The following is a 23,920-nucleotide window of genomic DNA, read 5'->3' on the forward strand; positions in this document are numbered from 1 at the left end:
CGATTCATTGCTCAGGGTATTTACATACCTAATGCTATGTACTTGTCGCTGGGTATGCAACTGTGCTGGTGCGGGCCTAGGATCAAGCGCATGAGCAGCTCTCCCGAGCGAACCCCGGACGATCCGGTGCTGGACCAAATCGGCCCGGCGCTGTCCCGGCTGCGCCGGCGAACCCCGGCGTCGAACAAGGATTTGTCCCGCAATCTCGTGCTCAATGTGATCGCCGATGCGTCCGACGAGACGACAGTCGGCGGGCTCGCGGTCGAGATGGGCGTCGCGCAACCGGTGGCGAGCCGGACTGTCGCCGCGTGCATCGCTGATGGGTTGCTGCGCCGGGCGGCCTCGCAGGCCGATGGACGCCGGACCGTGCTTGAGCTGACCGAGCAGGGCGAGGCGGAACGCAACCGGTTCGCTGCCGAACAGCGGAAAGCGTTCGAGGAGATCACTGCCGCTTGGTCGGCGGAGGAACGGGTTCAGTTCGCGCGGCTGCTGGCCCGGTATGGTGCCGACGCCGCCGCTTGGCCGAGGAAACAGGCCGCGAGGCGCGACTGAGGGGGTTGGATGGCGAAAATTCGGTGCGTGTGCGGGAACATCGTCCGCGACGACGACCCGCAGGACAGCATGTACTTCCTGACCAATGCCGAATTCGACGTCGACGCTCCCGGCATCGAGTTGTTCGGCAAAGCCACGCTGGTCGTGCGCTGTCCGGAATGCGAACGCCTGTGGTTCTGGGGAGAAAACGGCGTATATCGCGAATACACGAAGGCCTGGGAGCGAGAGTCCTGAGCCGCCGCGGTGCTCCTTCGGGTCCGGCCCGAAGGAGCACCCCGGCTCAGTTCACCTGCCGGCCCTGGCCTTCCCAAAACGGCTGGCGCAGTTTGAACTTCTGGATCTTCCCGGTAGCCGTCCGCGGCAGTTCGGCGAGGAATTCCACGCGCTTCGGGCATTTGTATCCGGCCAGGTGCTGGCGGCAGTGCGTGATCAGCTCGTCCGCTGTCACCTCGGTTCCGTCGGTCACCACCAGCGCGGTGACCAGCTCGCCCCATTTCTCGTCCGGGATGCCGATCACCGCGGCTTCCCGGACGGCCGGGTGCGAGTTCAGCGCGTCTTCCACCTCGATGGACGACACGTTCTCGCCGCCGGTAATGATGACGTCCTTCTTGCGGTCGGCGATGGTGAGGTAGCCGTCGGTGAAGGTGCCGCCGTCGCCGGTGTGGAACCAGTTGCCTTCTTGGACTCGCGCGGTTTCGTCCGGGTTTTCCCAGTAGCCGTCGAGGTTGTGGTTGCTTTGGGTGAGGACCTCGCCGTCGGCGTCGATCGCGACGCGGACGCCCAGTGCCGGAGCGCCTGCGCGGCCCAGGAGTTTCGCCTGCTCGTGCGGGTCGAGGTCGGCCCATTCGCTGCGGAAGCGGTTGACGGTGACCAGCGGCGACGTCTCGGTCAGGCCGTAGATCTGGATGAATTCCCAGCCGAGTTCCGCGCGCACGCGTTCGATGGTGCGGGTCGGCGGCGGCGCACCGGCCACGACGATGCGGACTCGGTCGCGGCCGGGGATTTCGCCGTCCCAGCCGGCGGCGCCGTCCAGGGCCGCGGTGACGACGGCGGGGGCGGCGCACATGATCGTCACGCCGTGGTCCTGCACGCGGCGCAGAATTTCGGTGCCGTCCACTTTGCGCAGCACGATGTGCCGTCCGCCGAGACCGGTGACCGCGTACGGCATGCCCCAGCCGTTCGCGTGGAACATCGGCAGCGTGTGCAGCAGGACGTCGTTGTCGCTGAGCGTGGTGTGCAGGCCGAAAGTCGTTGCGTTGAGCCACAAATTGCGGTGCGTGAGCTGGACGCCCTTCGGCCGCGCGGTGGTGCCCGAGGTGTAGTTGATCGTCGCGGTCGCGGATTCGTCGGCGGACCACGGCCGCGGTTCGCCGTCGCCGCCCCAGATCTTGTCGTCGTCCTCGCCGAGGACGAACACGTGTTTCGCGGTTACGCTGTCCAGCAACGGTTTCAGCTCGGGGTCGATCATCAGGACCTCGGCGCCGGAATGCTCGACGATGTAGCGCACCTCGGCGGGCGCGAGGCGGAAGTTCACCGGCACCAGGACGCGGCCCCAGCCGGAGACGCCGAAGAACGACGTCAGCAGCCGCGCGGAGTTGTGCGAGACGATCGCGACCCGGCCGCCGGTCGGAACGCCGAGCGCGTCGAGGTTCGCCGCCTGCGCGCGGGCGCGGCGGGCGAGTTCGCGGTAGGTCACCTCGCCCCAGGACTGCGCGGGCTGGGCAGGTTCGTCCACCACCGCGATCCGGTCCGGGTACACCGTTTCGGCGCGGTCGAGGAAATCGCGGACACTCAGGTCATAAAACACGTGCCGATCCCTTCGCGTCAGCGGGCCGCACTGCCCGCGCGGGTGATTTTCGCTCGCCGGACCGGATCCAGCCACCCCACATGGAGGGTGCCCTCCCAGCGGACCTAGCGAAGCAGCCCAGCGGCGCGAGCCCGGTTCACCGCCTGTACCCGATTGGACACAGCCAGCTTCCGCATCGCGTGCTTCAGGTACGACTTGACCGTGTTGGGCAGCAGGCCGAGCCGGTCGGAGATCTCGTCGTTCGTGCAGCCCTCGCTCACCAGGCGCAGCACGTCGACCTCGCGCGGGGTCAGCGCGACGCCTGGCAGGTCCAGTTCCGGACGCAGCCGCTCGCACACCGCCAGCAGCCGTTGCCGGGCGCTCTCGTCCTGGATCGACCCGGCGATCGCGGTGAGTTCGGCGTGCAGGTCGCCGCGTTCGGCAGCGGGGACAGCCGTCGGCGCGGCCAGCCGGCGCTGCACTTCCTCTTCGACCTCGATGTCGCGCCCCAGCCGCGTCGCCACCGCGGTCGCCGCGTGCAACAGCCGATCGCCGAACGTGATCGAATCCCGGGACGCCGCGTACAGCACCGCGCGCGTGGACTCGCCGACGCGCACCGGCAGCGCCACCATCGCGCGCAGCCGTTCGGGTTCCACCGCGTGGTCGTATTTGTGCGTGATGCCCTGTGCGCTGAGGTAGTCGACCACCGTCGACGGCCGGGCCAGTGCTACCGCTTTGCCGCCGAGTCCGGCCCCGGTGTCCACCTGGACGTGCTGCAACGACCGGGTGGTGGTGCCGCGCAGCTGGTCGATGACATGCGAACGGGAAGCCGCCGACACCGGTCCGCCCATCGCGACCGGCAGTTCGGTGGCGATCTGCAGTGCTTTGAGCGCGCCGGCGACCAGGGGGCTGGCCGTCAGCGCGAGCCGGCCCGGAGGCGTCATGGGCACCGTCCCGCTTCACTCGACCTTGCTGGGTGGACGTCCACGTTACGCGTTGCGTCGCGTTCGGACTACTCGTGTGGTTCGGTGGCACACGTGGCAACCACGGATTTCGATACCGTCGCCGACCGGCTCTACGCAGGTGAACCGGCCGACTTCGTCGCGGAGCGCACCGCGGCCGCCCGCGCGGCGAAGGAAGCGGGCGACGTCGAGCTGGCGCGCCGGATCCGCGCGCTGCGCAAGCCGACCGCGGCCGCGGCGTACGTCAACCGCCTGGCGCGCGACGGTTCCGCTCCGCTGACCGAGCTGGCGTCCCTCGGCGACAAGCTGCGCGACGCGCACGAACAGCTCGACGGCTCCCGGCTGCGCGAACTGGCGCACCAGCGCGCGGAGCTGGTGCAGCGGATCGTGCGGGACGCGACCGGCTTGAGCGATTCCGTCGAACGCGAGGTGGAGGAAACCCTGGAGGCGATCGTCGCGGACGCCGACGTCGCCCGGCTGGCACTGGCCGGACGGCTGACGTCGAAGGCCCGCCAGGACGCCGACCGCTGGCTGTCGCTGCCGACGAATCCCGCGCCTGCCAAGAAGACCCGACAGTCCGAAAAGGACCGGAAAGCAGAGGAGGAAGCTCGCGTCCGCGCCCTGGAACGGCGGCAAGCGGTCCGCGCGCGGGCGGAGGCCGAGCGGAATCTGCAGCGCGCGGAGCGGACGGCCGAGCAGGCCGACGAGCGGGTGACCGAATTGCGGGAACGGCTCGCCGAGGCGGAGCAACGCGCGGCCCGGGCGGCCGACGACCTGGCCAAGGCGCAAAAGACTTTCGAGGAAGCCGACGATGCTGTCCAGCGGTCTTGACACCCTGCCCGACGGGGTGCCCGCAGGTACGTGAGGGGAACCCTCATTGACTCTGATTCCCTCAGGGTTCCCCTCACGTACGGCAAAGCCCGCCAGCGCGGCTGGGTCACCGAGGACGGCGAAGTGTCCGAGAGGTACGTCCTCGACCTTGGTTAGCGGCTGATTTCTGTTCCGGCGCACCAGACTGTGCGGATGGCGCGGGTCGCGGACAGGTCGGCCACCGGATCGCCGTCGATGAGGACCAGGTCGGCGCGCAGCCCGGCTCGGATTTCGCCGCGGTCGGTCAGGCCGAATGCCTGTGCCGGAGCGACAGTCGCCGCGCGCAGGATTTCCACCGTGCTCAACCCGGCTTCGGCCAGCAGTTCGAATTCGTGGTGCAGGCTCGACCCGTGCGCGACCGCGACAGGGGCTCCGGAACCTCCGTTGGCGTCGGTCCCGGCGAGGATTTCGACCCCGGCCGCGCGCAACGCGGCCACGTTTGCGAGGTGATCGCCCTCGGCGCCGGCGAAGAACGCGAGCGCGCCTTCCATCATGGTGAGCGTCGGGATCGCCGTCTGCCCGGCGGCCTTCATCGCGGCGACGTCCTCGGCGGCGATGCGGCCGACCACCGGCACATGCGTCACGAATCGCGCGCCGGTCGCCACCGCCAGGTGGTACGCGCCTGGGGTCGCCGCGTGCACGACAGCGGCCAAGCCTCGCTTCCGTGCCGTGTCGACCAGCGCCTGCAACGCCTCCGCGGGCGGGCCGCCGTCACCGGGAGCCTCGGCGACACCTTTCACGTAGTCGACACCCTCCGCGACCCGCGCTTCCACGAACTGGACGGCGGCTTCCGCGGTGGTGACGATCGCGGATCCGGGCATTTCCGGGATCGTCGCGTGCAAGCCGTCCGGGCCGATCAGGGGCAGCCCGGCGCTGCGGAAATCCGCCGGGCCCGCGGTGCGCAACGCCGCCACTCGCTCGGCTGGCCAGCACGCCATGTCCAGCCCGGTGGTGACGCCCCACGCGGCGAGATCGGCCAGTTGCTCCGGCCGCTCCAGGTGGACGTGCGCGTCGATGAACCCGGGCAGCAGCGCCGCTCCGGCAACGTCGATTTCCCGTGCCCCCGCGGGATCGGTGCCCAGCACCGGCCCGTCGATCACGACGGTGCGCGGTTCGGTGAGCCCCAGCCCGTCGAAGACGCGCGCGTTGCGCAGAGCGGTTTTCGCCACGATCCCTCCCCGGGTCAGTGGACGCGATACCGCAAGAGTACTGAGTTGTCGTCCACCAGAGCAGAGAGAAGTTCGAGCTGCTTCGGGTCGATCGCCGCGCCCATCGCGACGCGCGGGGCGTCACCGGCGATCAGCATCGGCGCGACGGTCAGGCGCAATTCGTCCACGACGCCCGCGGCGAGCAGCGACGCGAACAGGTGCGGTCCCCCCTCGCAATCGATGCGGCGGAGGCCTCGCCGGGCCAGTTCGTGCACCGCGGCCCGCAGGTCGACGTCGCCGTGCCGGGGGCGGGGACGCTGGTCGTCCGGATCCGCGTGCAGAGCCGGGTCGCCGGTGGCCTCGTGCAGGGTTGGGTCGCCTGTCCCAGCGACCAGGACATCCGCCCCGGCCGACGCCCACGCCGCGCGCAGTTCCGGATCGGTCGCCGCGCTCGTGACGACGATCGTCGGCACCAGCGCCTTGGTGATCACCGGGGCGTCCGGCGGCAGCGAACGGCCGGTGCTGACCACGGCGATCGGCGCGATCGGGGCCAGCCCGTGCCTGCGCCGCCGCTCCGCGGTCTTCTCGTCCGGGCGCAGGCCCTCGAACCCCTCGGCCAGTGCGGTGCCCGCGCCGACCAGCACGACGTCGGCGAGGTCGTTGCCCAGCCGGTAGACGATCCGGTCCGCGGGCGTCGACAGCCCGCCCGAGCGGCCGTCGATGGTGATGCCACCGTCGGCGCTCGACACGAAGTTCACCGCGAGCCATTTCGGCACGTCCGGATAGACGTAGAGCTGCTCGACGTCGGCCTCGGTGCGGTCTCGGTTGCCGGGAAAGATCTCGCGCATCAGACCGACCGTACAACGTTCGCCGGCGGTCGGGTGCCGACGATGCTCGCCACCATCTCCGCGACCTGCCGCGTCTCGCGGACCTGGTGCGCGCGGAACATCGCCGCGCCGTGCAGCGCGGACACCGCGGTGGCGGCGAGCGTGCCGATGACGCGTTCGCCGACCGGGAGGTCCAGCGTTTCCCCGATGACGTCCTTGTTCGACAGCGCCATCAGCACCGGCCAGCCGGTGGCGACCAGCGCGTCGACGTGCCGCAGCAGCTCGAGCGACTGGTAGGAGTTCTTCCCGAAGTCGATGCAGGGGTCGATCATGATGCCTTCGCGCGGCACGCCCGCGGCGAGCGCGCGCTCGGCCAGCTCGGTGGTGCCTTCGACCACCGCGGCGACCACGTCGTCGTACACCGGCCGGAGCGCTTCGGTGCGCGGCACGAGACCGTTGGTGTGCGAGCAGATGTAGCCCGCGCCGTGTTCGGCGGCTACGTCGAGGATTTCCGGTTCGATCGCGGCCCAGTTGTCGTTGACCAGGTCCGCGCCCGCGCGGCAGACGGCGTCGGCGACCTCGGCGCGGTAGGTGTCCACGCTGATGACCAGCTCGGGGAAGTGCTCGCGGGCCCACTCGACGGTCGGCACGACGCGGCGGATCTCCTCGGCCGCGGTGACCTCGGGGCCCTTTCCGGCGGGCACGCCGCCGATGTCGATCAGGTCGGCGCCCTCGGCGTGCGCGCGGCGGATGGCCGCTTGCGCGGGGGCTTCTTCGAAGGTCGCACCGTTGTCGTAGAACGAGTCGGGGGTGCGGTTGACGATGGCCATCACCAGGGCACGGTCACTGGTGAGGCGACGGCCTCGGAACACGAGGTCGGGCGTATGCATGCGGTCTCCCGGGCCGGAACGAAAGATCTCGCGTGATCATAGGCGAGTTCGCGGCGGGAGTACGTCCGGCAGGTGGCGGGCGGAGCGGTCCGGAGGCCACCTGCGTCCGGGCGTTCGGTCGATCGGCTTGGCGGGTGCGATCAGGAGGCGAGCGCCTCGTTGACGGTCAGGAACTCGCCCGCGGTGCGCGTGGCGGAGAATTCGATCACGCGGTAATGCGCGAGCCGTTGCAGCACGAGCGGGTCGGTGGCGAGCACGGCGTCCAGCTTGCCGCGCAGGCACGGGCGGGAGATGATGACCTGGTCGGCGTCCTCGTTTCCTTTTCCGGAAACGAGGAACAATCCATGCGCGAACTGGCTTCGCAGCCACTCGGCGTGTTCGGCCAGTGCGTAGTCGACTTCGTTTCGAGGGGCTGTGTAGGACAGCAATGCGATGTACATGACCTCAGAGTAGGACGCTCGGTCGGATGGTGCATCCTCCTCCCGAGTGCCGTCCTGGTTCATCGAATGGTCAAGTATTCCCAATAAATCTTTACGGATAAGCGTACTGCTTGGATTTCCGTTACGGGGTACGGAAAATCCCGCGGCCCGGCGTTTCCGCAGGACATTTCGGACGGATGGTCAAGACCACCCCCAGTTCTGCGTGAAGCAGCCCGCCAGATAAAGATCCACGCGGTCGGCGAAGCGGCTCGGATCGCGTCCGGTGAGTTCGCCGATCCGGGTGATCCGGTATCGCAGGGTGTTCACGTGCAAGTGCAGAGTGGCCGACGTCTGTGTCCAAGATCCCGAATGTTCCAGGAACGCCTTGAGCGTCGTTATCAATTCGGAACCGTGTGCCGCGTCGTACGCGAGTACCGGTCCCAGTACTTTTTCGCCGAATGTCCGCCGCAGGTCCTCCGGCACGGCGGCGAGCAGCAGCAGATGCGACGCCACTTCGTCGCCGGACAGCACCGTCGCGCGGCCCGGCGTCAGCGCGGCCAGCGTGCGCGCGTGCCGGGCTTCCTGCACTCCGGCGCGGAGCCCGGCGGCGTCCGCGGCCCGGCTCAGGCCGAGCGTCAGCCGCGCGGACCCGAGCGCGGGTTCGATCGTGTGCACCGCCTCCCGCAACGTTTCGGTGTCGCGCGAGGAGCAGAGGCCGAAGGTCTCCCCGTCGACGGTCGCCACCAGCACTGGCTGTCCGGTGGTCGAAAGCAACTCCTCCACCAGCACCTGCGCAAGGCCCGGCCCGCCGCCGCGGACCTCGGCGGACAGCGTCGTCACCGGTTCCTGCGGCGCGAACCCGGCGGCGGACAGCCGGGAGGTCAGCTCGCCCGGCGCCGCGTCGTCGGAGAGCACCAGCCGGAGCAGCGGTTCGGCCGCGCGGTTCTCGATCCGCCTGGCCTCGTCCACCCGGGACCGTTCGAGCCCGACCAGCGCCGCCAGTTCCAGCGCCAGCTCCCGGCGCGCGGACGGCCACTGCGCCGGATCGCCGTCCACCACGAGGAACCAGCTCGCGATCCGGTGGCCCGAGCGCCCGGCCGCGCCGAGCAGGGTGACCGGACCGTCCTGGCACGGCAGCCGTTCGGCGCGCAGGAAGCGGCGGGCCAGCGCGGTGCGGCGCGCGGCGGGCAGTTCGGGGCCGCCCGCCAGCTGCTGCCCGGTCGCGCTCAGCACGAGACAGCCGGTGCCCAGCTCCTCCGCACCGGCCTTGACCAGCGCGGACAGCCCGTGGCCGGAGGTCACCGCGGCCACCAGCCGCCGGTGCGAATCGCGAGCAGGCGCCGAGCGCTCCGCCGCGAGGCCCAGGATCACCCGCTCGGCCACGGTCGCGAACGAAACCGACACCGGCACCTCGAACAACGGCAGGCCGACGCGCTCGCAGGCGGCCACGAGATAGTCCGGCACCGGGCCGCCGACCTCGGCGGTGCCCGCCCCGAGCGCGGTCACCCCCGCGGCGGCGAGTTTGCCGACGAACACGTCCGCGTCCGCGGGACCGGGCAGCCAGCGCATGCCGCACAGCACGATCTCGCCGCCGTCGAGGTACCGCGTCGGATCCTGCAGGGTCGCCTGGAAGACGCGGCCGAACTCGCGGTCGCGCGCCTTCTCGCCCGCCAGCAGCCGCAACCCCAGCTCCGGGGTGTCGAGCAGTGCACCCAGCCGCATGCGCGCCTCCTTCCGCCCATCAGTACCGCACACCAGAGGGGTTTGGCGGAAGCTACGAAAAACCGGCCGTTCGCCGTCGCCGCTTTCGGTGGATCTGCCGTGGCCCGGGCCACGCCGCGGCAGGTGTACTCACTCGGCGAGCGAACGAGAAGGGATGACCAATGGCGATCGTTCTTGGCGACAACCGCTACGGGAAGGCTGAAAACCGGCTGGTCCGCGTCGACCGCGAAGGCGACGAGCACCGGATCACCGACCTCACCGTGAGCGTGTCGCTGTCGGGCGACATGAGCGACACCCACCTGACCGGGGCGAACGACAAGGTGCTGGCCACCGACACGCAGAAGAACACCGTCTTCGCCTTCGCCCGCGACGGCATCGGCGAGATCGAGGACTTCGCGCTGCGGCTGGCCCGGCATTTCGTGTCCACGCAGGAGAGCATCCACGCCGCCCGGGTCGGGATCGTGGCTCATCCGTGGGAGCGGCTGCAGGTCGGCGGACGGCCGGCGCATCACTCGTTCGCGCGGTCCGGGGCGGGCACCCGCACCACGCGCGTCACCTACGACGGCGAGCGGGCCTGGGTGCTCGGCGGGGTCGAGGACCTGACCGTGCTCAACTCCACCGGATCCGAATTCTGGGGCTTCCCGCGCGACGAATACACCACGCTGGTCGAGGTCAAGGACCGGATCCTGGCCACCGCGGTGTCCGCGACCTGGCGGTACTCGGTCGAGGAGACCGACTGGACGCACGCGCACGAGACCGCGCTCGCCACCCTGCTCGACGCGTTCGGCGGCACGCACAGCCAGTCCCTGCAGCAGACGCTGTACGCGATGGGGCAGGCGGTGCTGGAGGCCATCCCGGAGATCGCGGAGATCCGGTTCTCGCTGCCGAACAAGCACCACTTCCTCGTCGACCTCGAGCCGTTCGGCCTCGACAACCCCGGCGAGGTGTTCTACGCCGCCGACCGGCCCTACGGCCTGATCGAGGGCACCGTCCTGCGCGACGACGCCCCGCCCGCCGGTCCGGCCTGGTCCTGAGCAAACCCGAAACCCGAGCTGTTGGGAGCAGTACTGTCATGACCGTGTCCATCGATGCCGACGTCGAACGCGCCTGGCTCGCCGAATGCGTGCGGATCGCCGAGAAGAACGTCGCCGACGGCGGCGGCCCGTTCGGCGCGCTCGTGGTGAAGGACGGCGAAATCGTCGCGACCGGAGTCAACCGCGTCACCCCCTCGCTCGACCCGACCGCGCACGCCGAGGTGGTCGCGATCCGCGCGGCCTGCCAGGCGCTCGGCACGTTCAGCCTCGCCGGCTGCGTGCTCGTCTCCTCGTGCGAGCCGTGCCCGATGTGTCTCGCCTCGTCGCTGTGGGCGCGCGTGGACCGCGTGCTGTACACCGCCGACCGCGACGACGCCGCCCGCGCCGGGTTCGACGACCGGGCCTTCTACGAGCTGTTCGAGCACCCGCGCGAAACGTGGCAGACCCCGGTTTCGCGAGTGTCCACACCGGAGGCTTTCGCCCCGTTCTCCGCCTGGCTCAACCGGTCCGACCGGATCGAGTACTGAGCCTCGGCGAGTGCTGATGCCGGTCAGAATCGGCTTCAGCGTTCCCCGCCCCACCCCACCGGGCCACCCTCCCGGTGCTGACCGGAGCACCAGAAAAACGCAAACGTCCCGCCGTCCCGCCCCGTGCGTATGCCAGGGGTGCGGTGCGGCACACCCACCGGCAAGGGGAGGACGCATGACCCAGGTACGCCTCGACGAAGCGGTGACCTCGGCTCCCGGACCTCAGCGCAAGTCCATTGTGGAGCGACTATTCGAACTACGCGCTCGCGACACCACGGTAGGCAGGGAAGTACGCGGCGGCGTGACCACGTTCGTCGCGATGGCCTACATCGTTTTGCTCAACCCGCTCATCCTCGGCGCCTCCGCCGACATCACCGGCGCGAAACTCAGCGCCGCGCAAGTGACGACGGCGACCGCGCTGGCCGCCGCCGTGATGACTGTCCTCATGGGACTCGTCGGCAACGCGCCGCTGGCGCTCGCCGCCGGTCTCGGCATCAACGGCATCGTCGCGTTCCAGATGGCGCCTGCGATGACGTGGGCGCAGGCGTTCGGGCTGGTAGTGCTCGAAGGCGTCTGCATTGTGCTGATGGCGGTCAGCGGGGTCCGGGAACGCATCATGAACGCGATTCCCGGGCCGCTGAAAACCGCGATCACCGTCGGCATCGGCTTGTACATCGCGCTGGTCGGCCTGGTGAGCGCCGGGTTCGTCACGCGGACCCCGGACGCGGCGCATTCGACCGTCCCGGTGCGGCTCGGGCTCGACGGGCATCTCGACGGCTGGCCGATCGCGGTGTTCTGCTTCGGCCTGCTGCTGATGACCGTGCTGATGTCGCGGAAGGTGCCCGGCGCGGTGCTGATCAGCATCGCCGCCGCCACCGTCCTCGCGGTGGTGCTGCACGACGGATTCGGGGTCGGCGAATGGGGTTTGACGACTCCGACGCTGCCGCATTCCGTGGTCGCCGCTCCCGATTTCGGGCTGCTAGGGCACGTCGATTTGTTCGGCGGATTCGCCAAGGCGGGTGCGCTGACCGCGACGATCTTCCTGTTCACCCTGGTGCTGTCCGGGTTCTTCGACGCGATGGGCACGATTACCAGCGTGTCGGCCGAGGCCGGGCTGTCGAAGAACGGCCGGGTGCCGCGGATGGGCCGGATCCTGTTCGTGGACGGGGCCGGGGCGATCGCGGGCGGGATGTCCGGCTCGTCGCCGAACACCGTGTTCCTGGAGTCCGCGGCCGGCGTCGGGGAGGGCGCGCGGACCGGGCTGGCGAGTGTCGTGACCGGACTCCTGTTCGGGGCGACGCTGCTGTTCACGCCGATCGCGGGCATCGTGCCGGCGCAGGCCGCCGCGCCCGCGCTCGTGGTGATCGGCGGGATGATGGTGGCGCAGTGCCGCAACATCCCGTGGCACGACCCGGATTACACGATCCCGGTGTTCCTCACCGTCGCGCTCATTCCGTTCACCTACTCCATCACCAACGGCGTCGGCGCGGGCCTCATCGCGTTCGTGCTGATCAAGACCTTCCGCGGGAAGTGGCGTGAAGCAGGGTGGATCCTCACCGTGCTCGCGCTCGTGTTCACCGTCTATTTCGGAATCGACGTGGTGAAGGCGATCCTCTAAAGAGAAAGCCCAGCTACCGCCCCACCACCACCCTCAACGGAGCGGCTGCGCCGCGCTGAAAGGACTCAACATGCCTCTGATGTTCCTCAACGGCGGCGCGATGCGCGGCGAACCTCTGCACCACCTGCTCGACGGCGCTCCGCTGGTGGCCGTAACGACCACGGCCGCGAAGTACCGGTTCTATTCGGTAGGCGGGCAATGCCCGGCGCTGGTCCCGGTAGCGCACGGCGGCGCGGCGATCTCCGGCGAGGTGTACGACCTCACGCTGGACCAGCTGCGCGACCGGGTGCTCCCGTCCGAACCGCCGGAACTGGAGCTGGGCGTGATCGAGCTGGCCAACGGCAGTTCGGCGTTCGCGATGCTGCTGCGGCGGCCGCAGACCTCGCACGTGCAGCTGCGGGACATCACGGAAATCGGCGACTGGCGAGCGTTCAAGGCCGCGGCGTGACGGTTCTGGTCGCTCCGGACAAGTTCAAGGGCTCGCTCACCGCGGCGGAGGTCGCGGAGGTGGTGGCCGCGGCGTTCGCCGAGGTCGCGCCGGGCGAGCCGGTGCGGCAGCTGCCGGTGGCGGACGGCGGCGACGGGACAGTCGCCGCCGCTGTCGCCGCCGGGTTCCAGCGGATTCCGGTGCGGGTTTCCGGGCCGACCGGCCGCCGGATCACCGCGTACTACGCGCTGCGCGGGTCGGTCGCCGTGGTCGAGCTGGCGGAGGCGTCCGGCCTCCACCGGCTGCCCGGCGGCCGGCTGGAACCGCTGACCGCGTCGAGCTACGGCACGGGCGAGCTGATCGCGGCCTCCCGTGCCGCCGGGGCGACGCAGATCGTGCTCGGGGTCGGCGGCAGTGCCTGCACCGACGGCGGAGCCGGATTGCTGACCGCGTTGGGCGCGCGATTGCTCGACGCTTCCGGCGCGCAGCTTCCGCCGGGCGGTGCCGCGTTGACCGAGTTGTTCACAGTGGATCTGTCCGGACTGCCCGAAGTGGACATTGTCCTGGCGTCCGATGTGGATAACCCGTTGCTGGGTGTGGATGGCGCCGCCGCGGTGTACGGGCCGCAGAAGGGCGCCGGTCCGTCCGAGATCGCGTTGCTGGAACGCGGGCTCGCTCGGTGGGCCGAAGTTGTGGGCTCCGCGCACGCCACCACCCCGGGCGCTGGCGCGGCAGGCGGCGTCGGGTTCGGTGTGCTCACCGGACTCGGCGCTCGCATTCGGCCGGGGATCGAGTTGCTGTTGGAGCTGCTGGGTTTCCCGGCCGCGGCCCGCGACGCCCGGCTCGTCATCACCGGCGAGGGCTCGCTGGATACCCAGTCGCTGCACGGAAAAGCGCCGGTGGGCGTTCTCCGTGCAGCGGGCGGTACGCCGGTTGTCGCGTTGGCCGGGCGGTGTCTGCTGTCCGCGCCGGAATGGCGGGAAGCGGGCTTCGCCGGGGTGTACGCGCTGACCGACGTGGAGCCGGACGAGTACCGGTGCGTCGCCGAGGCCCGGTCGTTGCTGCGGGACCGGGCCGCGCAGCTGGCTCGGGATTTCAGCCGAGCAATACCTGCCTGACGTGGTCGGACAGGGGGAGTCCGGCCGCGTCCGCGGGGGTCAGCCAGCGGTGGTCGTCGTGTTCGGCCGGGTTGAGCTGAAGGTCGCCGAGGAATTCCGGATGCGCGTCGTAGTAGGCGGCGTGCACAGTGAACGGTTTGCCGGTGCGGTCCGGCCAGGATTGGCGGGCCCGTTCGCGCGCGAGCCGTATTCGCAGTCCGGTTTCCTCGGCGACTTCCCGTACCGCGGTGGCCTCCGGGGCTTCGCCGGGTTCGACGGTGCCGCCGGGGAATTCCCAATGCCCGCCGAGGAAAGTGCCTGGGGCGCGGCGGATCAGGAGCACGGTTTCGCCGCGGGGGAGCAGGACGTAGGCGAGATGTTTGTCGTTCACGGCGCACCTCCGTTGGATACGAGGACCTGACCGTTCACCCAGCCGCCCTCCGGGCCGCAGAGGAACGCGACGAGACTCGCGCAGTCGCGTGGGGTGCCGATCCGGCCAAGGGGATTGTGCTGTGCGAACGCCTCGCGGTGGGCTTCGGGGATCCAGCCGGTGTCGGTCGGGCCGGGGTTCACCGCGTTCGCTGTGATGCCGAGGTGCCCGAGTTCCCCGGCCGCGGCGAGGGTGATCCGGTCGAGTGCGCCTTTGCTTGCCCCGTAAGGCAGGTTGTGTACCACGTGGTCGCTGGTCAGCGTGACGATCCGGCCCGCGCCGTGCGGTCCGCGGTAGCGTTGGGCGAACTCCCGGATCAGCAGCCAGCTCGCGCGGGCGTTCACCGCGAAGTGCCGGTCGAAACTGTCCACTGTGGTGTCGAGCAGGCTGGAATCCACGGACTCGCAGTGGGCTAGCACCAGCGCTTGCACGTCGTCGTCGATCTGGTCGAACAGCCTCGCCGGGGTTTCCGGGTCGGCTAGGTCGGCTTCGATGCCCTGGACGGTTTCGTCGGCGCCCCACGGCATTCGGCGGTCGTAGTCGGACCAGTAGGTGGTGATGACATGCCAGCCGTCTTCCTGCAGCCGGGTGGCGATCGCGGCGCCTATTCCGGCTTTTCTGCCGACTCCGGTGACCAGGGCGGTTTTCTTATTCTTCAATGGCGCCGTCTTTCGCGCGGAGGTGCTGGCGGAAAGTGTAGGACGGGTCGGTTTCCCGGCGGGACAGGAATTCGCTGAACCGGACCTGTTCGCGGAGGGGGACGCCGTCGCGGATCTTCGCGGCTTGCCGGTGTTCGGTTTCGCGGATGGATTCGGCCAGCCGGAAGACCTCCTCGGCTTGGGCGGCTGGGACGAAGAGAACGCCGTCGTCGTCGCCGAAGACCAGGTCGTCGGTGGTCACGGTCCATTCGCCGACGGTGGCGGATTCGAGGGCGTCGGCGGCGCGGTCGTTGAGGTGCAGGGGTCCGGTGGAGAGGGAGCCGAGGCTGAATACCGGGAGGCCGATTTCGCGGAGTTCGGCGGTGTCGCGGTGCAGCCCCCAGATGACGATCCCGCCGAGTCCGGCCGCCGCGACTTCGGCCGTGATGAGATCGCCGACACAACTCTCGTCCAGCCGGCCCCGGTTGTCGGCCACCAGGACGTCGCCGGGGCTGGCGGCGGTGATCGCTTCCAGGAAGACGTCGACGCTGCCCGCGTGCCTGGCTGGCAGGACCCGCCCGGAGAGCTTCTGGCCTGGGATGACGGACCTGGTCCCGGCTGGGGCGCACCGCACGGTCAGGCGGGCGCGCAGGCAGCCGTCGGCCAGGTGGGCGGTGGTCAGGGTGGCGAAACGTTCGGTGAGTTCGGTGTGGTTCATGCTCCCGCCCTTCGTGCGAATTGCTGTCACGCTAGCGGGAATCCGCGCTGCGGGGTGCCGGGTTTTCCGCGCTGGCTTGGCGGAGCGGGGAGCCGGGCAGATCAGCTGAGTGCCGGAGTCTCGGTCGCCAGTTCCTCCTGGCCGGCCGCCCACGACGCCAAGAGGGCTAGGCCGTCCGCGGCGGCCGTGCCGGCGGGAGCCGTGTAGATGTTGAGGAGCAGGCCGGGGTCGGTGGGCAGGTCCATCGATTCGACGTCCAGGTCGAGCCGGCCCACGACGGGATGGTGCAGGCGTTTGCGTCCGGACCGGTGGAGCCGGACGTCCTGGGAGGCCCACCGCTGCCGGAACAGTTCGCTGCGTGTCGATAGTTCTCCGACCAGGGCGATCAGCTCGTCGTCATGCGGGTTGCGGCCCGCTTCCATGCGCAGTTTCGCGGCCACGTCGCGGGCGACGCGGTCGTAGTCGACGAAGAACGTGCTCGCCGCGTCGGGATCCAGGTACACGAACCGCGCGGTGTTCGCCGGTCGCCGCGGGTCGGCCAGCACCGGCGCATACAGCGCGCGGGCAAGGCGATTCGTGGCCAGCACGTCGTACCGGCCGTTGCAGATCCACGCCGGGGCGTCGGTGACGGCGGCGAGCACTTGCTGAAGCGCCGGACGCACCGTCACGGCTGGGCGCCGACGGCGGGCACCGCCCGGTGTCTTGGACTGCCGCGCGAGGTGGAACAGGTGGTCGCGCTCGGCCTCGTCGAGCTGCAGGGCCGAGGACACCGCGTCGAGCACGCTGTCGGAGGCTCCGGCGAGGCTGCCGCGTTCCATGCGCACGTAGTAGTCGACCGAGACCCCGGCCAGCAGCGCGACCTCTTCGCGGCGCAGGCCTTTGACCCGGCGGTTGCCGCCGTAGGCGGGCAGTCCGGCCCGCTCAGGTGTGATGCGCGCACGACGCGAGCTCAGAAACTCCTTGATCTCGCTGCGCAGATCGATCATGGCCACCCTTTCACGGTAAAGCCCTGCCCGCGGCCGGAGGGAGGCCCTGCCAGTACCCCGTTAGGTGCCCGAGGCGGTCGTGGCGGTGCCGCCGTCGACCGGGATGATGGCGCCGGTCAGGTAGGACCCGGCTCGGCTGGCGAGGAATACGGCGACGCCTGCCATGTCGTCGTCGCGGCCGAGCCGGCGCAGCGGTGCTTTCGCCGCGATCGTGTCGCCGATGGCGTCGATGGTGGCCGCCATCATCTGTGACGGGAACACGCCGGGGGCTACCGCGTTCACCGTGATGTGTTGTGGGCCCAATTCCCTGGCGAGGACCCTGGTGAGTTGGTGGAGTGCTGCTTTGCTGCTGGCGTAGGAGTAGTTGGGTGCCTCGGCGACGTGGATGGCGGCGATGCTGCCGATGTTGATGATCCGGGCGGGATCGTCGGCGGTGCCTGCCTTGCGCAGTGCCGGGAGCAGCGCTTGGACCAGCCAGAACGGCGATTTGAGGTTGAGGTCGAGGACGGCGTCCCAGGCTTCGGTCGGGAACGTCTCCAGCGGCTCGCGTCGCATCGCTCCCGCGTTGTTGACGAGGATGTCCAGGCGGTCCGAGCTGGCAGTGACCAGGTCGGCGAGGCGCTGGCACTCGTCGTGCTTGGACAGATCGGCGGGAATGGCTTGGACGTCGCCGAATTCGGACAGTTGACGCTCTGCCTCGGCGCACGCGTCTGCGGTGCGTGAGCTGACAATGACGCGAGCGCCTGCTTGCAGGAGGCCGCGCGCGATCATCATCCCGATGCCTCTGGTGCCGCCAGTGACAAGTGCGCATTTCCCGCTCAGGTCGAACAGGTCTGAGTGAGTGTCCGCCATGGGTCTTCGTTCCTTTGCTGTGGAAGCAGGTACGGACACAGGCTGACGGGATTTCTGGCCGTCCGGGAGACCCTGGCGAGACCGGCACTGCGAGACCTCCCCTTGCCTGGTACCGGACATTCCGAATGATCCGGACACGGCTTGAGAGTGTTCATTTCCGGCGAATCGGGCAGCCATTACCACACGCTTTGGCGGCTATGTCCGGCTTCTTCCGTTCTTTGGTTGAAGTCCTGGTGAATTCCCGGGTAGGCGACGTTCTCGGCCAGGGTTTCTTCACTTTACGCACGCATAATTCCGTCCCGGTAGCCCGAACGTGTGAGTGGAGGAAAGAGTGCCGGGGTCTGTGCGTGCCCGCTGGATCGGCGGTGGGGTCGCGATCGCGGTCGTCGCGGCGGGGATCGCGTTCGCGGTCTGGCCCGACGGGGCTTCGGCGCAGGATCCGGAGATCCAGATTTCCCGGTCGGCCTGCGGGCAGGGCTGGGCGGATCCGCGAGCCGGGGTGCAGACCTTTCGCCTGCACAACACCGGAACCGTGACCGCCGAGGTGGATTTGATCGACCCGGCGACCGGGGTGGTTTACGGCGAGGTCGAGGGACTGGGCAGCGGGACGACCCGGCCGATGCAGGTCACGCTCGGCAATGGAGGTTACGCATTCCGTTGTCTCCCCGAGGATTCGTCGGCGATTGTCGGACCGACCGTCACGGTGAGCGGCGGTGCCGAACGTGGTCCAGGCGTCGCGCCGGTGACGCAGAACGATCTGCTGGGGCCGTTGAAGTCCTATCAAGCCCATGTGGCGCAAGGACTCGGCCAGTTGGCCGCCGACGTCGGCAAGGTAAAGGACGCCATTCGCGCCAACGATCGCGGCGCGAGCCAGAGCGCTTGGCTCGTCGCGCATCTCGACTACGAACGGCTTGGCGCGGCCTATAACGCTTTCGGCGACTCCGACAAGGCCATCAACGGCACCGCCGCCGGTCTGCCGGACGGAATCAAGAGCCCGGACTTCACCGGGTTCCACCGGCTCGAATCCGGCTTGTGGCACAACGAAGACCTCGCCGCCCTCGCGCCGGTGGCCGATCAGCTGGACAGCGACGTGCAGAAACTCCGCAAGTCCTTTGCGGACAGTCAGGTCGATCCGAACGACCTCGGTCTGCGCGCGCACGAGATCGTGGAGAACACCCTGCAATTCGAACTGACCGCCCGCACCGATTACGGCAGCGGCACCAACCTCGCCACCGCTCGCGCGAACCTCGACGGGACCCAGGCGGTCCTCGATGTGCTGCGTCCGGTTCTCGCTCCGCGTTATCCGGGACTGTCCAAGGTGGACAGCTGGATGAAACGTACCAAGGCCGCGCTCGAGAGTGCCAAGAAGCCGGACGACTCGTGGACGCCGGTCGGTCAGCTGTCCGCGCCGCAGCGGCAGAAGCTCAATGCCGACGTCAGCGAGTTGACCGAGTTGCTTGCGCCGATCGCCGCGATCGCGGAGCCGAGGAGGATCTCGTGACGACGGAGTCCTCTCGCCGGTCCTTTCTGCGTCGCACGGTCGTCGGCGCGGGGATTACCGCGGCTGCCGGAATGGGGGTGGCGGCCAGCGCGAGCGAAGAACCCAAAACCGTTCCCTTCCACGGTCCCAGGCAGGCGGCGATTCTCCGCCAACCGCCCGCGCAGAGCGTGATCGCGTCCTTCGACGTGGTCGCCGAGAATCGTGCCGAGTTGACGCAGTTGTTCCAGGAAATCACCGACCGCGCGCGGTTTCTCGCGAACGGCGGTGCTCCGGCCGCGCTCGGGATTACCGCTCCGCCGGCTGACTCGGGGGTGCTCGGCCCGGTCGTGCCGCAGAGCGATCTTGGCGTGATCGTCGGCGTCGGATCGTCCCTTTTCGACGGTCGGTACGGGTTGGCCGAACGCAAGCCCAAGAAGCTCAAGCCGATGACCATGTTCCCCAACGACGCGCTCGACGCGCCGCAATGCCACGGCGACCTGTCGCTCACGCTGTCCGCGAGCGACACCGACACCGTGCTGCACGCGTTGCGCGACCTGACCCGCGCGACGCGTGGCGGGATGCAGCTGCGCTGGAAGATCAACGGGTTCAGTTCACCGTCCAGGCCGTCCGGCACGCCGCGCAATCTGATGGGGTTCAAGGACGGCACCGCGAATCCGGGCGAGTCCGAAATGGACCGGCTGGTGTGGGTGTCCGGGGCGGGCGAGCCCGCGTGGACGGCCGGCGGCAGTTACCAGGTGATCCGGCTGATCCGGATGCTGGTCGAGTTCTGGGACCGGGTCTCGATCACCGAGCAGGAGAACATGTTCGGCCGCCGCCGGGACACCGGCGCGCCGCTGGACGGAGCGTCCGAACAGGACGAACCCCGGTACGCCGACGATCCGATCGGCACCGTCATCCCGCTCACCAGTCACATCCGCAAGGCGAATCCGCGCACCCCGCAGACCGACGGGCAGCGGATCCTGCGCCGCGCGGTCAACTACGACCGCGGGGTCGACGCCAACGGCAACCTCGACATGGGTCTCGTCTTCACCTGCTACCAGCAGGACCTCGAGCGCCAGTTCGAGGCGGTGCAGAAACGGCTGATCGACGAACCGCTCGTCGACTACATCTCCCCGTTCGGCGGCGGCTACTTCTTCGCGCTGCCCGGCGTCACCGGTCCCGGCGACCACTTCGGCCGGGCGCTCCTCGCCTGAGGCGCGCCCCGATCCCCACCCCGCGAAACCAGGAGGAATCCTCAGTGGACACAGCATTCGGCAGGCGGCGCCGTCGCCTGCTCGGTGCGGGCGCGCTCGTCTCGGCGGCCGTGCTCGCGATCGTCACCGGGTCCGCGGCCTCGTCCGCGCAGGCCCAGCCGCTGCACCCGCTGCCGGCGTCGTGGCTGCCGACGCTCACCCCGATCAAGCACGTCGTGGTGATCTTCGGCGAGAACATCTCGTTCGACCACTACTTCGGCACCTACCCGAAGGCCACCAACGAGAACGGCACCCCGTTCCAGGCCGCGAAGAACACGCCGAAGGTCAACGGCCTCGACGACAAGCTGCTGACGCGGAACCCGAACGCCTACAACCCGAAGCGGCTCGGGCCGGACCAGGCGCTCACCTGCGACCAGAACCACAGCTACGGCGCCGAGCAGGCCGCGTTCAACGGCGGCAAGATGGACAAGTTCGTCGAGAAGACCGAGACCGACAAGTGCACCGGCCAGCCGGTCCTGTTCGGCGAGCCGGGCCTGGTCATGGACTACTACGACGGCAACACCGTCACCGACATGTGGAACTACGCGCAGCACTACTCGATGAGCGACAACTCGTTCAACACCGTCTTCGGCCCGTCCACCCCGGGCGCGATCAACCTGATCTCCGGGCAGACGCACGGGATCCAGGCGGTCGACCCGGTCACGCACGAGCCGAAGAGCGACCCGTATGTCGTCGCGTCGCCGGACCAGGACGGCGTCGGCACCGTGATCAACGACCCGGACCCGGCGTGGGACGACTGTTCGGACAAGAACCACACCGCGAAGGACAACCTGGGCGCGATGCAGGGCCGCAACGTCGGCGACCTGCTGAACGACCGGCACGTCACGTGGGGCTGGTTCCAGGGTGGCTTCAAGCCGACCGGCACCCAGAACGGCTACGCGGTCTGCGGGCAGAAGCACGCGAACGTCGGCAATCAGTCCTCCGTGGACTACAGCCCGCACCACCAGCCGTTCCAGTACTACAAGTCCACTTCGAACCCGCACCACCTGCCGCCGTCCTCGGTGCAGGCGATCGGGCAGACCGACCAGGCCAACCACCAGTACGACACGAGCGATTTCGACGCCGCGCTCAAGGCCGGGTCGATGCCCGCGGTGAGCTTCCTGAAGGCGCCGGAGTACCAGGACGGGCACGCGGGCTATTCCGACCCGCTCGACGAACAGCATTTCGTCGTGGACGAGATCAACAAGATCCAGCAGTCGCCGGAGTGGCGTTCGACCGCGATCGTGCTCGCCTACGACGACTCCGACGGCTGGTACGACCATGAGAACCCGAAGATCGTCAACGGTTCGCAGGACGCGTCGCAGGACCAGGCCGTGTGCACCGGTAAGCCGGCCGGGCTCGGCGGGCACGCCGACCGCTGCGGCTACGGCCCGCGGCTGCCGCTGCTGGTCGTCTCGCCCTACAGCAAGGTGAACTACGTCGACCACACCCGGACCGACCAGACCTCGGTGCTGAAGTTCATCGAGGACAACTGGTTCTCCGGCCGGGTCGGGAACGGCTCGTTCGACACTCGCGCGGGCGGACTCTGGAACATGTTCAACTTCTGGTGGCCGCGGGCGGGCAAGCTTCCGCTCGACCCGCGCACGGGTGCGCCCGCCGGGCGGAACTAGCTCGCGTTTTCTCCTCGCACCGCCGAAGGCCATCGGGTTTCGACCCGGTGGCCTTCGGTCGTTTCGGGCCCGCTCTTCCGTCCGCTCAGCGGGAAACCGCGTGCGAATACCGCGATACTGGAAATTTTCCAGTGCGCCGGAACTGTGCGCGGCGTCGCGGATTGGGCACCGAAGGTGTTCGGGAACCGGAGGGGAAAGCACGGCGGCGGAACCGGAATGGAGTCGCGCTGCGCGTACCGTCACTCGACACGATAGGGTAATCGCAGGCACATCCTGTAGAAGGTGAAGGAACGCGAATCATGGCGCAAAAAGTCCATGTCGAGATGGTGGACGACATCGACGGCAGCATCGCCGAACAGACCGTCCCGTTCAGTCTTGACGGCGTGAGCTACGAGATCGACCTGTCCGAAGACAACGCTGCCGCACTTCGGGAAGAGCTGGCCCGCTACGTCGCCGCCTCGCGCCGGGTCGGCGGCCGCAAGGTCCGGATGGCCGCCGGGCAGTCCCCGCGGCCGGCTTCGACCGCCGCGGACCGCGAGCGCAACAAGGCGATGCGCGAGTGGGCCGAGAACAACGGTTTCACCGTGTCCGACCGCGGCCGGCTCCCGGCGGAGATCGTGAAGGCGTACGAGGAGCGCGACACCGAGGCTCCGGCCAAGCCGGCTCGCAAGCGCGCGACGCGCAAGAAGGCCAGCGCCTGAGCGTTCTTTTCGGCAGCTGTGCCGCGGGGGCCGCGGCAGTTGATCAGCGGTGCGGGCGCCGCCGGGAATCCCGGCGGCGCCCTTCTGGCTGCCAGGGGGAAATAGCGCGTTCCCCCGGCCTCGACGCGATACCGAGGTCCGTGAAGGGCTCCTTGAAGGAATCAGATTCCCGCAAGGAGCCCTTCACGGACCACTTCGGGAACGGAGCCGGTGCCGGGAAAGAGCCGCGTCGACCGCTTCGGGGAATCGATTTCCCGGCGTTAAGACTTGCCGAGTCCGAGCAGCGTGTCCAGATCGATCTTGCCGCCCGCGGCGTCGCGGATCGCGCGCATCGCTTCGGCCGACGGGAGCTGTTCCCCGTGCTGGTCGGCGTGCGCGCGCAGCAGGTTCCCGATGTGCCGTTCCGGGACTGTCCACGTGGGCCAGCGGCGGCGGGCGATCGTGGCGAGTTCGGCGAAGTCCGGCGTGCCCGCGCTCGCGGTCGCGTCGAGCAGCCAATGCAGATACGTGCGCAGCACCGCGACCGGGAAACTGCCCGGATGGCTGAGCCCGCCGTGCCCGGGCACGAACGTGCGGACGTCCGGGAACATTTTGTCGAGCCAGTCCAATGCGGTCAGCCAGCCCGGGATCGAACCGTGCACGGCGAACGGCGTCGACCCGACCGACAGCAGATCGCCGGTGAAGAGCGTGCCGGTGCGCGGTTCGAACAGCACGAGGTCGCCGTCGGTGTGCGCGGTCCCAGGAAATGGGACGACCTCCACGACCACGCCGCCGAGGTCCACCTCGACCGGTTCGATCACCGCGTGCACCGCCTCGGGCCGCGGCGCCTCGAGCTTGCCCCAGTTCGCGCAGGCGAAGATCTCCTCGTCGCACTGCGGTCCGGACCGGATGATCGGCACCGCGGTGGGCGCGGCGAGGATCCGGCCGCCGTTGCGCAGAGCGACCCCGGCCCCGTTGTGGTGGGTGCCGTGCGCGTGGGTCAGCACGAGCGTGAGCGGCATTTCGACGGTCGAGTACTTGCGGACGTCGCTGACCAGGTCGAGCGTGTCGCGTTCGGTGCCGCAGGTGTCGACGAGCAGAACGCCTTCCCGGCCCCGGATCCAGCCGCAATTGGACACCATCCAGTCGCTCGGGCTGCGCACGTAAGCGACGACGCTCGGGTCGGAATACCGGAGCGGGACGATATTGCGCCTGATGACGGGCATGGGATCCCCTCGTTGGCCACCGGACGGGAAATGATCACCGGAATGGTATAGACCAAGTCACCTGCTGTCAGCGGGGTGGAGACCACGCTCACGCGCGGGGTCTCTCGCCTGTCCCGTTCCGTCCAGCTTCGCGCGCATCGTTGCCCC

The 23,920-nt window shown here is 69.2% G+C and carries 25 protein-coding genes; 12 read left to right on the top strand and 13 right to left on the bottom strand.

Annotation, left to right across the window (positions count from 1 at the left end; all coding sequences use genetic code 11):
• The first annotated feature begins 90 nt into the window (after positions 1 to 90).
• Positions 91 to 552: a MarR family winged helix-turn-helix transcriptional regulator gene (locus PUT80_RS05470; protein WP_275291269.1), complete on the top strand. Its 462-nt coding sequence runs from the start codon at positions 91 to 93 to the stop codon at positions 550 to 552.
• Positions 553 to 561: 9 nt separating this feature from the next.
• Entirely contained in the window at positions 562 to 786 is a 225-nt protein-coding gene (locus PUT80_RS05475; protein WP_037815175.1) for a hypothetical protein, read from the top strand.
• A 46-nt stretch (positions 787 to 832) separates the two neighbouring features.
• On the opposite strand, the gene PUT80_RS05480 is transcribed toward PUT80_RS05475, so the two are convergent.
• A complete protein-coding gene (locus PUT80_RS05480) occupies positions 833 to 2,359 on the bottom strand; it encodes an AMP-binding protein (RefSeq protein WP_275291271.1) in 1,527 nt (508 codons plus the stop codon).
• Positions 2,360 to 2,463: 104 nt separating this feature from the next.
• Positions 2,464 to 3,282 carry a LuxR C-terminal-related transcriptional regulator gene (locus PUT80_RS05485; protein ID WP_037815172.1) on the bottom strand — a complete coding sequence of 273 codons (819 nt, stop codon included), beginning with the start codon at positions 3,280 to 3,282 and terminating at the stop codon, positions 2,464 to 2,466.
• 93 nt (positions 3,283 to 3,375) lie between these two features.
• Between PUT80_RS05485 and PUT80_RS05490 the strand changes: the two genes are divergently transcribed.
• The gene (locus PUT80_RS05490) at positions 3,376 to 4,131 is read left to right on the top strand and encodes a hypothetical protein (RefSeq protein WP_037815170.1); all 756 of its coding nucleotides are present in this window, start codon (positions 3,376 to 3,378) and stop codon (positions 4,129 to 4,131) included.
• Between the two features lie 152 nt (positions 4,132 to 4,283).
• Here PUT80_RS05490 and PUT80_RS05495 read toward each other — a convergent pair whose 3' ends face one another.
• The 5 genes from PUT80_RS05495 to PUT80_RS05515 all read right to left on the bottom strand — a co-directional run bounded on the left by PUT80_RS05495 (position 4,284) and on the right by PUT80_RS05515 (position 9,176).
• A complete protein-coding gene (locus PUT80_RS05495; RefSeq protein WP_275291272.1) occupies positions 4,284 to 5,339 on the bottom strand; it encodes an amidohydrolase family protein in 1,056 nt (351 codons plus the stop codon).
• Positions 5,340 to 5,353: 14 nt separating this feature from the next.
• Positions 5,354 to 6,166 (bottom strand): pyrimidine reductase family protein, encoded by an 813-nt coding sequence (locus PUT80_RS05500; protein WP_275291273.1) that lies wholly within the window; start codon positions 6,164 to 6,166, stop codon positions 5,354 to 5,356.
• On the bottom strand, positions 6,166 to 7,035 hold the full coding sequence (folP, locus tag PUT80_RS05505; protein ID WP_037815165.1) for a dihydropteroate synthase: 870 nt from the start codon (positions 7,033 to 7,035) through the stop codon (positions 6,166 to 6,168). Before folP ends, PUT80_RS05500 begins: the two co-directional genes overlap by 1 nt.
• 140 nt (positions 7,036 to 7,175) lie before the next feature.
• Entirely contained in the window at positions 7,176 to 7,475 is a 300-nt protein-coding gene (locus PUT80_RS05510) for a hypothetical protein (protein WP_037815164.1), read from the bottom strand.
• A 180-nt stretch (positions 7,476 to 7,655) separates the two neighbouring features.
• Complete coding sequence (locus PUT80_RS05515; protein WP_037815162.1) at positions 7,656 to 9,176, bottom strand: PucR family transcriptional regulator; 1,521 nt, start codon at positions 9,174 to 9,176, stop codon at positions 7,656 to 7,658.
• Positions 9,177 to 9,337: 161 nt separating this feature from the next.
• Here PUT80_RS05515 and pucL point away from each other — a divergent pair, with 161 nt between their 5' ends.
• The 5 genes from pucL to PUT80_RS05540 all read left to right on the top strand — a co-directional run bounded on the left by pucL (position 9,338) and on the right by PUT80_RS05540 (position 13,900).
• Positions 9,338 to 10,210 carry a factor-independent urate hydroxylase gene (pucL, locus tag PUT80_RS05520; protein WP_275291274.1) on the top strand — a complete coding sequence of 291 codons (873 nt, stop codon included), beginning with the start codon at positions 9,338 to 9,340 and terminating at the stop codon, positions 10,208 to 10,210.
• 38 nt (positions 10,211 to 10,248) lie between these two features.
• On the top strand, positions 10,249 to 10,737 hold the full coding sequence (locus PUT80_RS05525) for a nucleoside deaminase (RefSeq protein WP_134670050.1): 489 nt from the start codon (positions 10,249 to 10,251) through the stop codon (positions 10,735 to 10,737).
• Between the two features lie 175 nt (positions 10,738 to 10,912).
• A complete protein-coding gene (locus tag PUT80_RS05530; protein WP_043835055.1) occupies positions 10,913 to 12,355 on the top strand; it encodes an NCS2 family permease in 1,443 nt (480 codons plus the stop codon).
• A gap of 70 nt (positions 12,356 to 12,425) precedes the next feature.
• On the top strand, positions 12,426 to 12,803 hold the full coding sequence (locus PUT80_RS05535; RefSeq protein ID WP_275291275.1) for a gamma-glutamylcyclotransferase: 378 nt from the start codon (positions 12,426 to 12,428) through the stop codon (positions 12,801 to 12,803).
• Positions 12,800 to 13,900 (top strand): glycerate kinase, encoded by a 1,101-nt coding sequence (locus PUT80_RS05540; protein WP_275291276.1) that lies wholly within the window; start codon positions 12,800 to 12,802, stop codon positions 13,898 to 13,900. Before PUT80_RS05535 ends, PUT80_RS05540 begins: the two co-directional genes overlap by 4 nt.
• On the opposite strand, the gene PUT80_RS05545 is transcribed toward PUT80_RS05540, so the two are convergent.
• The 5 genes from PUT80_RS05545 to PUT80_RS05565 form a co-directional block, all read right to left on the bottom strand.
• Positions 13,878 to 14,270, bottom strand: a complete 393-nt coding sequence (locus tag PUT80_RS05545; RefSeq protein WP_037815153.1) for an NUDIX hydrolase — start codon at positions 14,268 to 14,270, stop codon at positions 13,878 to 13,880. The genes PUT80_RS05540 and PUT80_RS05545 overlap by 23 nt on opposite strands.
• Entirely contained in the window at positions 14,267 to 14,968 is a 702-nt protein-coding gene (locus PUT80_RS05550) for an SDR family oxidoreductase (protein ID WP_037815152.1), read from the bottom strand. The genes PUT80_RS05545 and PUT80_RS05550 overlap by 4 nt, the downstream gene beginning before the upstream one ends.
• Entirely contained in the window at positions 14,958 to 15,665 is a 708-nt protein-coding gene (locus PUT80_RS05555) for a dimethylmenaquinone methyltransferase (protein WP_037815151.1), read from the bottom strand. The genes PUT80_RS05550 and PUT80_RS05555 overlap by 11 nt, the downstream gene beginning before the upstream one ends.
• Positions 15,666 to 15,766: 101 nt before the next feature.
• Positions 15,767 to 16,657, bottom strand: a complete 891-nt coding sequence (locus PUT80_RS05560; protein ID WP_037815150.1) for a helix-turn-helix transcriptional regulator — start codon at positions 16,655 to 16,657, stop codon at positions 15,767 to 15,769.
• A gap of 54 nt (positions 16,658 to 16,711) precedes the next feature.
• Entirely contained in the window at positions 16,712 to 17,503 is a 792-nt protein-coding gene (locus PUT80_RS05565) for an SDR family oxidoreductase (protein WP_037815149.1), read from the bottom strand.
• A gap of 331 nt (positions 17,504 to 17,834) precedes the next feature.
• On the opposite strand from PUT80_RS05565, the gene PUT80_RS05570 reads away from it, so the two are divergent.
• The 4 genes from PUT80_RS05570 (at position 17,835) to PUT80_RS05585 (ending at position 22,568) form a co-directional block, all read left to right on the top strand.
• Positions 17,835 to 19,004 (top strand): EfeM/EfeO family lipoprotein, encoded by a 1,170-nt coding sequence (locus PUT80_RS05570; protein ID WP_275291278.1) that lies wholly within the window; start codon positions 17,835 to 17,837, stop codon positions 19,002 to 19,004.
• Entirely contained in the window at positions 19,001 to 20,197 is a 1,197-nt protein-coding gene (locus PUT80_RS05575) for a Dyp-type peroxidase (RefSeq protein ID WP_037815147.1), read from the top strand. The genes PUT80_RS05570 and PUT80_RS05575 overlap by 4 nt, the downstream gene beginning before the upstream one ends.
• Positions 20,198 to 20,241: 44 nt before the next feature.
• The gene (locus PUT80_RS05580; RefSeq protein WP_275291279.1) at positions 20,242 to 21,867 is read left to right on the top strand and encodes an alkaline phosphatase family protein; all 1,626 of its coding nucleotides are present in this window, start codon (positions 20,242 to 20,244) and stop codon (positions 21,865 to 21,867) included.
• A 299-nt stretch (positions 21,868 to 22,166) separates the two neighbouring features.
• Positions 22,167 to 22,568 (top strand): Lsr2 family protein, encoded by a 402-nt coding sequence (locus PUT80_RS05585; protein ID WP_037815144.1) that lies wholly within the window; start codon positions 22,167 to 22,169, stop codon positions 22,566 to 22,568.
• Between the two features lie 260 nt (positions 22,569 to 22,828).
• Here the strand turns inward: PUT80_RS05585 and PUT80_RS05590 are convergent, their stop codons facing one another.
• A complete protein-coding gene (locus PUT80_RS05590; RefSeq protein WP_037815142.1) occupies positions 22,829 to 23,773 on the bottom strand; it encodes an MBL fold metallo-hydrolase in 945 nt (314 codons plus the stop codon).
• Positions 23,774 to 23,920 lie beyond the last annotated feature (147 nt).

Source organism: Amycolatopsis sp. La24 (assembly GCF_029087445.1).
Taxonomy (GTDB): Bacteria; Actinomycetota; Actinomycetes; order Mycobacteriales; family Pseudonocardiaceae; genus Amycolatopsis; species Amycolatopsis nivea.

Coding starts and splice junctions, on each gene's coding strand:
- PUT80_RS05470 (WP_275291269.1), top strand. CDS start 91: ATGAGCAGCTCTCCCGAGCGAACCCCGGACGATCCGGTGCTGGACCAA.
- PUT80_RS05475 (WP_037815175.1), top strand. CDS start 562: ATGGCGAAAATTCGGTGCGTGTGCGGGAACATCGTCCGCGACGACGAC.
- PUT80_RS05485 (WP_037815172.1), bottom strand. CDS start 3,282: ATGACGCCTCCGGGCCGGCTCGCGCTGACGGCCAGCCCCCTGGTCGCC.
- PUT80_RS05500 (WP_275291273.1), bottom strand. CDS start 6,166: ATGCGCGAGATCTTTCCCGGCAACCGAGACCGCACCGAGGCCGACGTC.
- folP (WP_037815165.1), bottom strand. CDS start 7,035: ATGCATACGCCCGACCTCGTGTTCCGAGGCCGTCGCCTCACCAGTGAC.
- PUT80_RS05510 (WP_037815164.1), bottom strand. CDS start 7,475: ATGTACATCGCATTGCTGTCCTACACAGCCCCTCGAAACGAAGTCGAC.
- PUT80_RS05515 (WP_037815162.1), bottom strand. CDS start 9,176: ATGCGGCTGGGTGCACTGCTCGACACCCCGGAGCTGGGGTTGCGGCTG.
- pucL (WP_275291274.1), top strand. CDS start 9,338: ATGGCGATCGTTCTTGGCGACAACCGCTACGGGAAGGCTGAAAACCGG.
- PUT80_RS05525 (WP_134670050.1), top strand. CDS start 10,249: ATGACCGTGTCCATCGATGCCGACGTCGAACGCGCCTGGCTCGCCGAA.
- PUT80_RS05530 (WP_043835055.1), top strand. CDS start 10,913: ATGACCCAGGTACGCCTCGACGAAGCGGTGACCTCGGCTCCCGGACCT.
- PUT80_RS05535 (WP_275291275.1), top strand. CDS start 12,426: ATGCCTCTGATGTTCCTCAACGGCGGCGCGATGCGCGGCGAACCTCTG.
- PUT80_RS05555 (WP_037815151.1), bottom strand. CDS start 15,665: ATGAACCACACCGAACTCACCGAACGTTTCGCCACCCTGACCACCGCC.
- PUT80_RS05565 (WP_037815149.1), bottom strand. CDS start 17,503: ATGGCGGACACTCACTCAGACCTGTTCGACCTGAGCGGGAAATGCGCA.
- PUT80_RS05585 (WP_037815144.1), top strand. CDS start 22,167: ATGGCGCAAAAAGTCCATGTCGAGATGGTGGACGACATCGACGGCAGC.
- PUT80_RS05590 (WP_037815142.1), bottom strand. CDS start 23,773: ATGCCCGTCATCAGGCGCAATATCGTCCCGCTCCGGTATTCCGACCCG.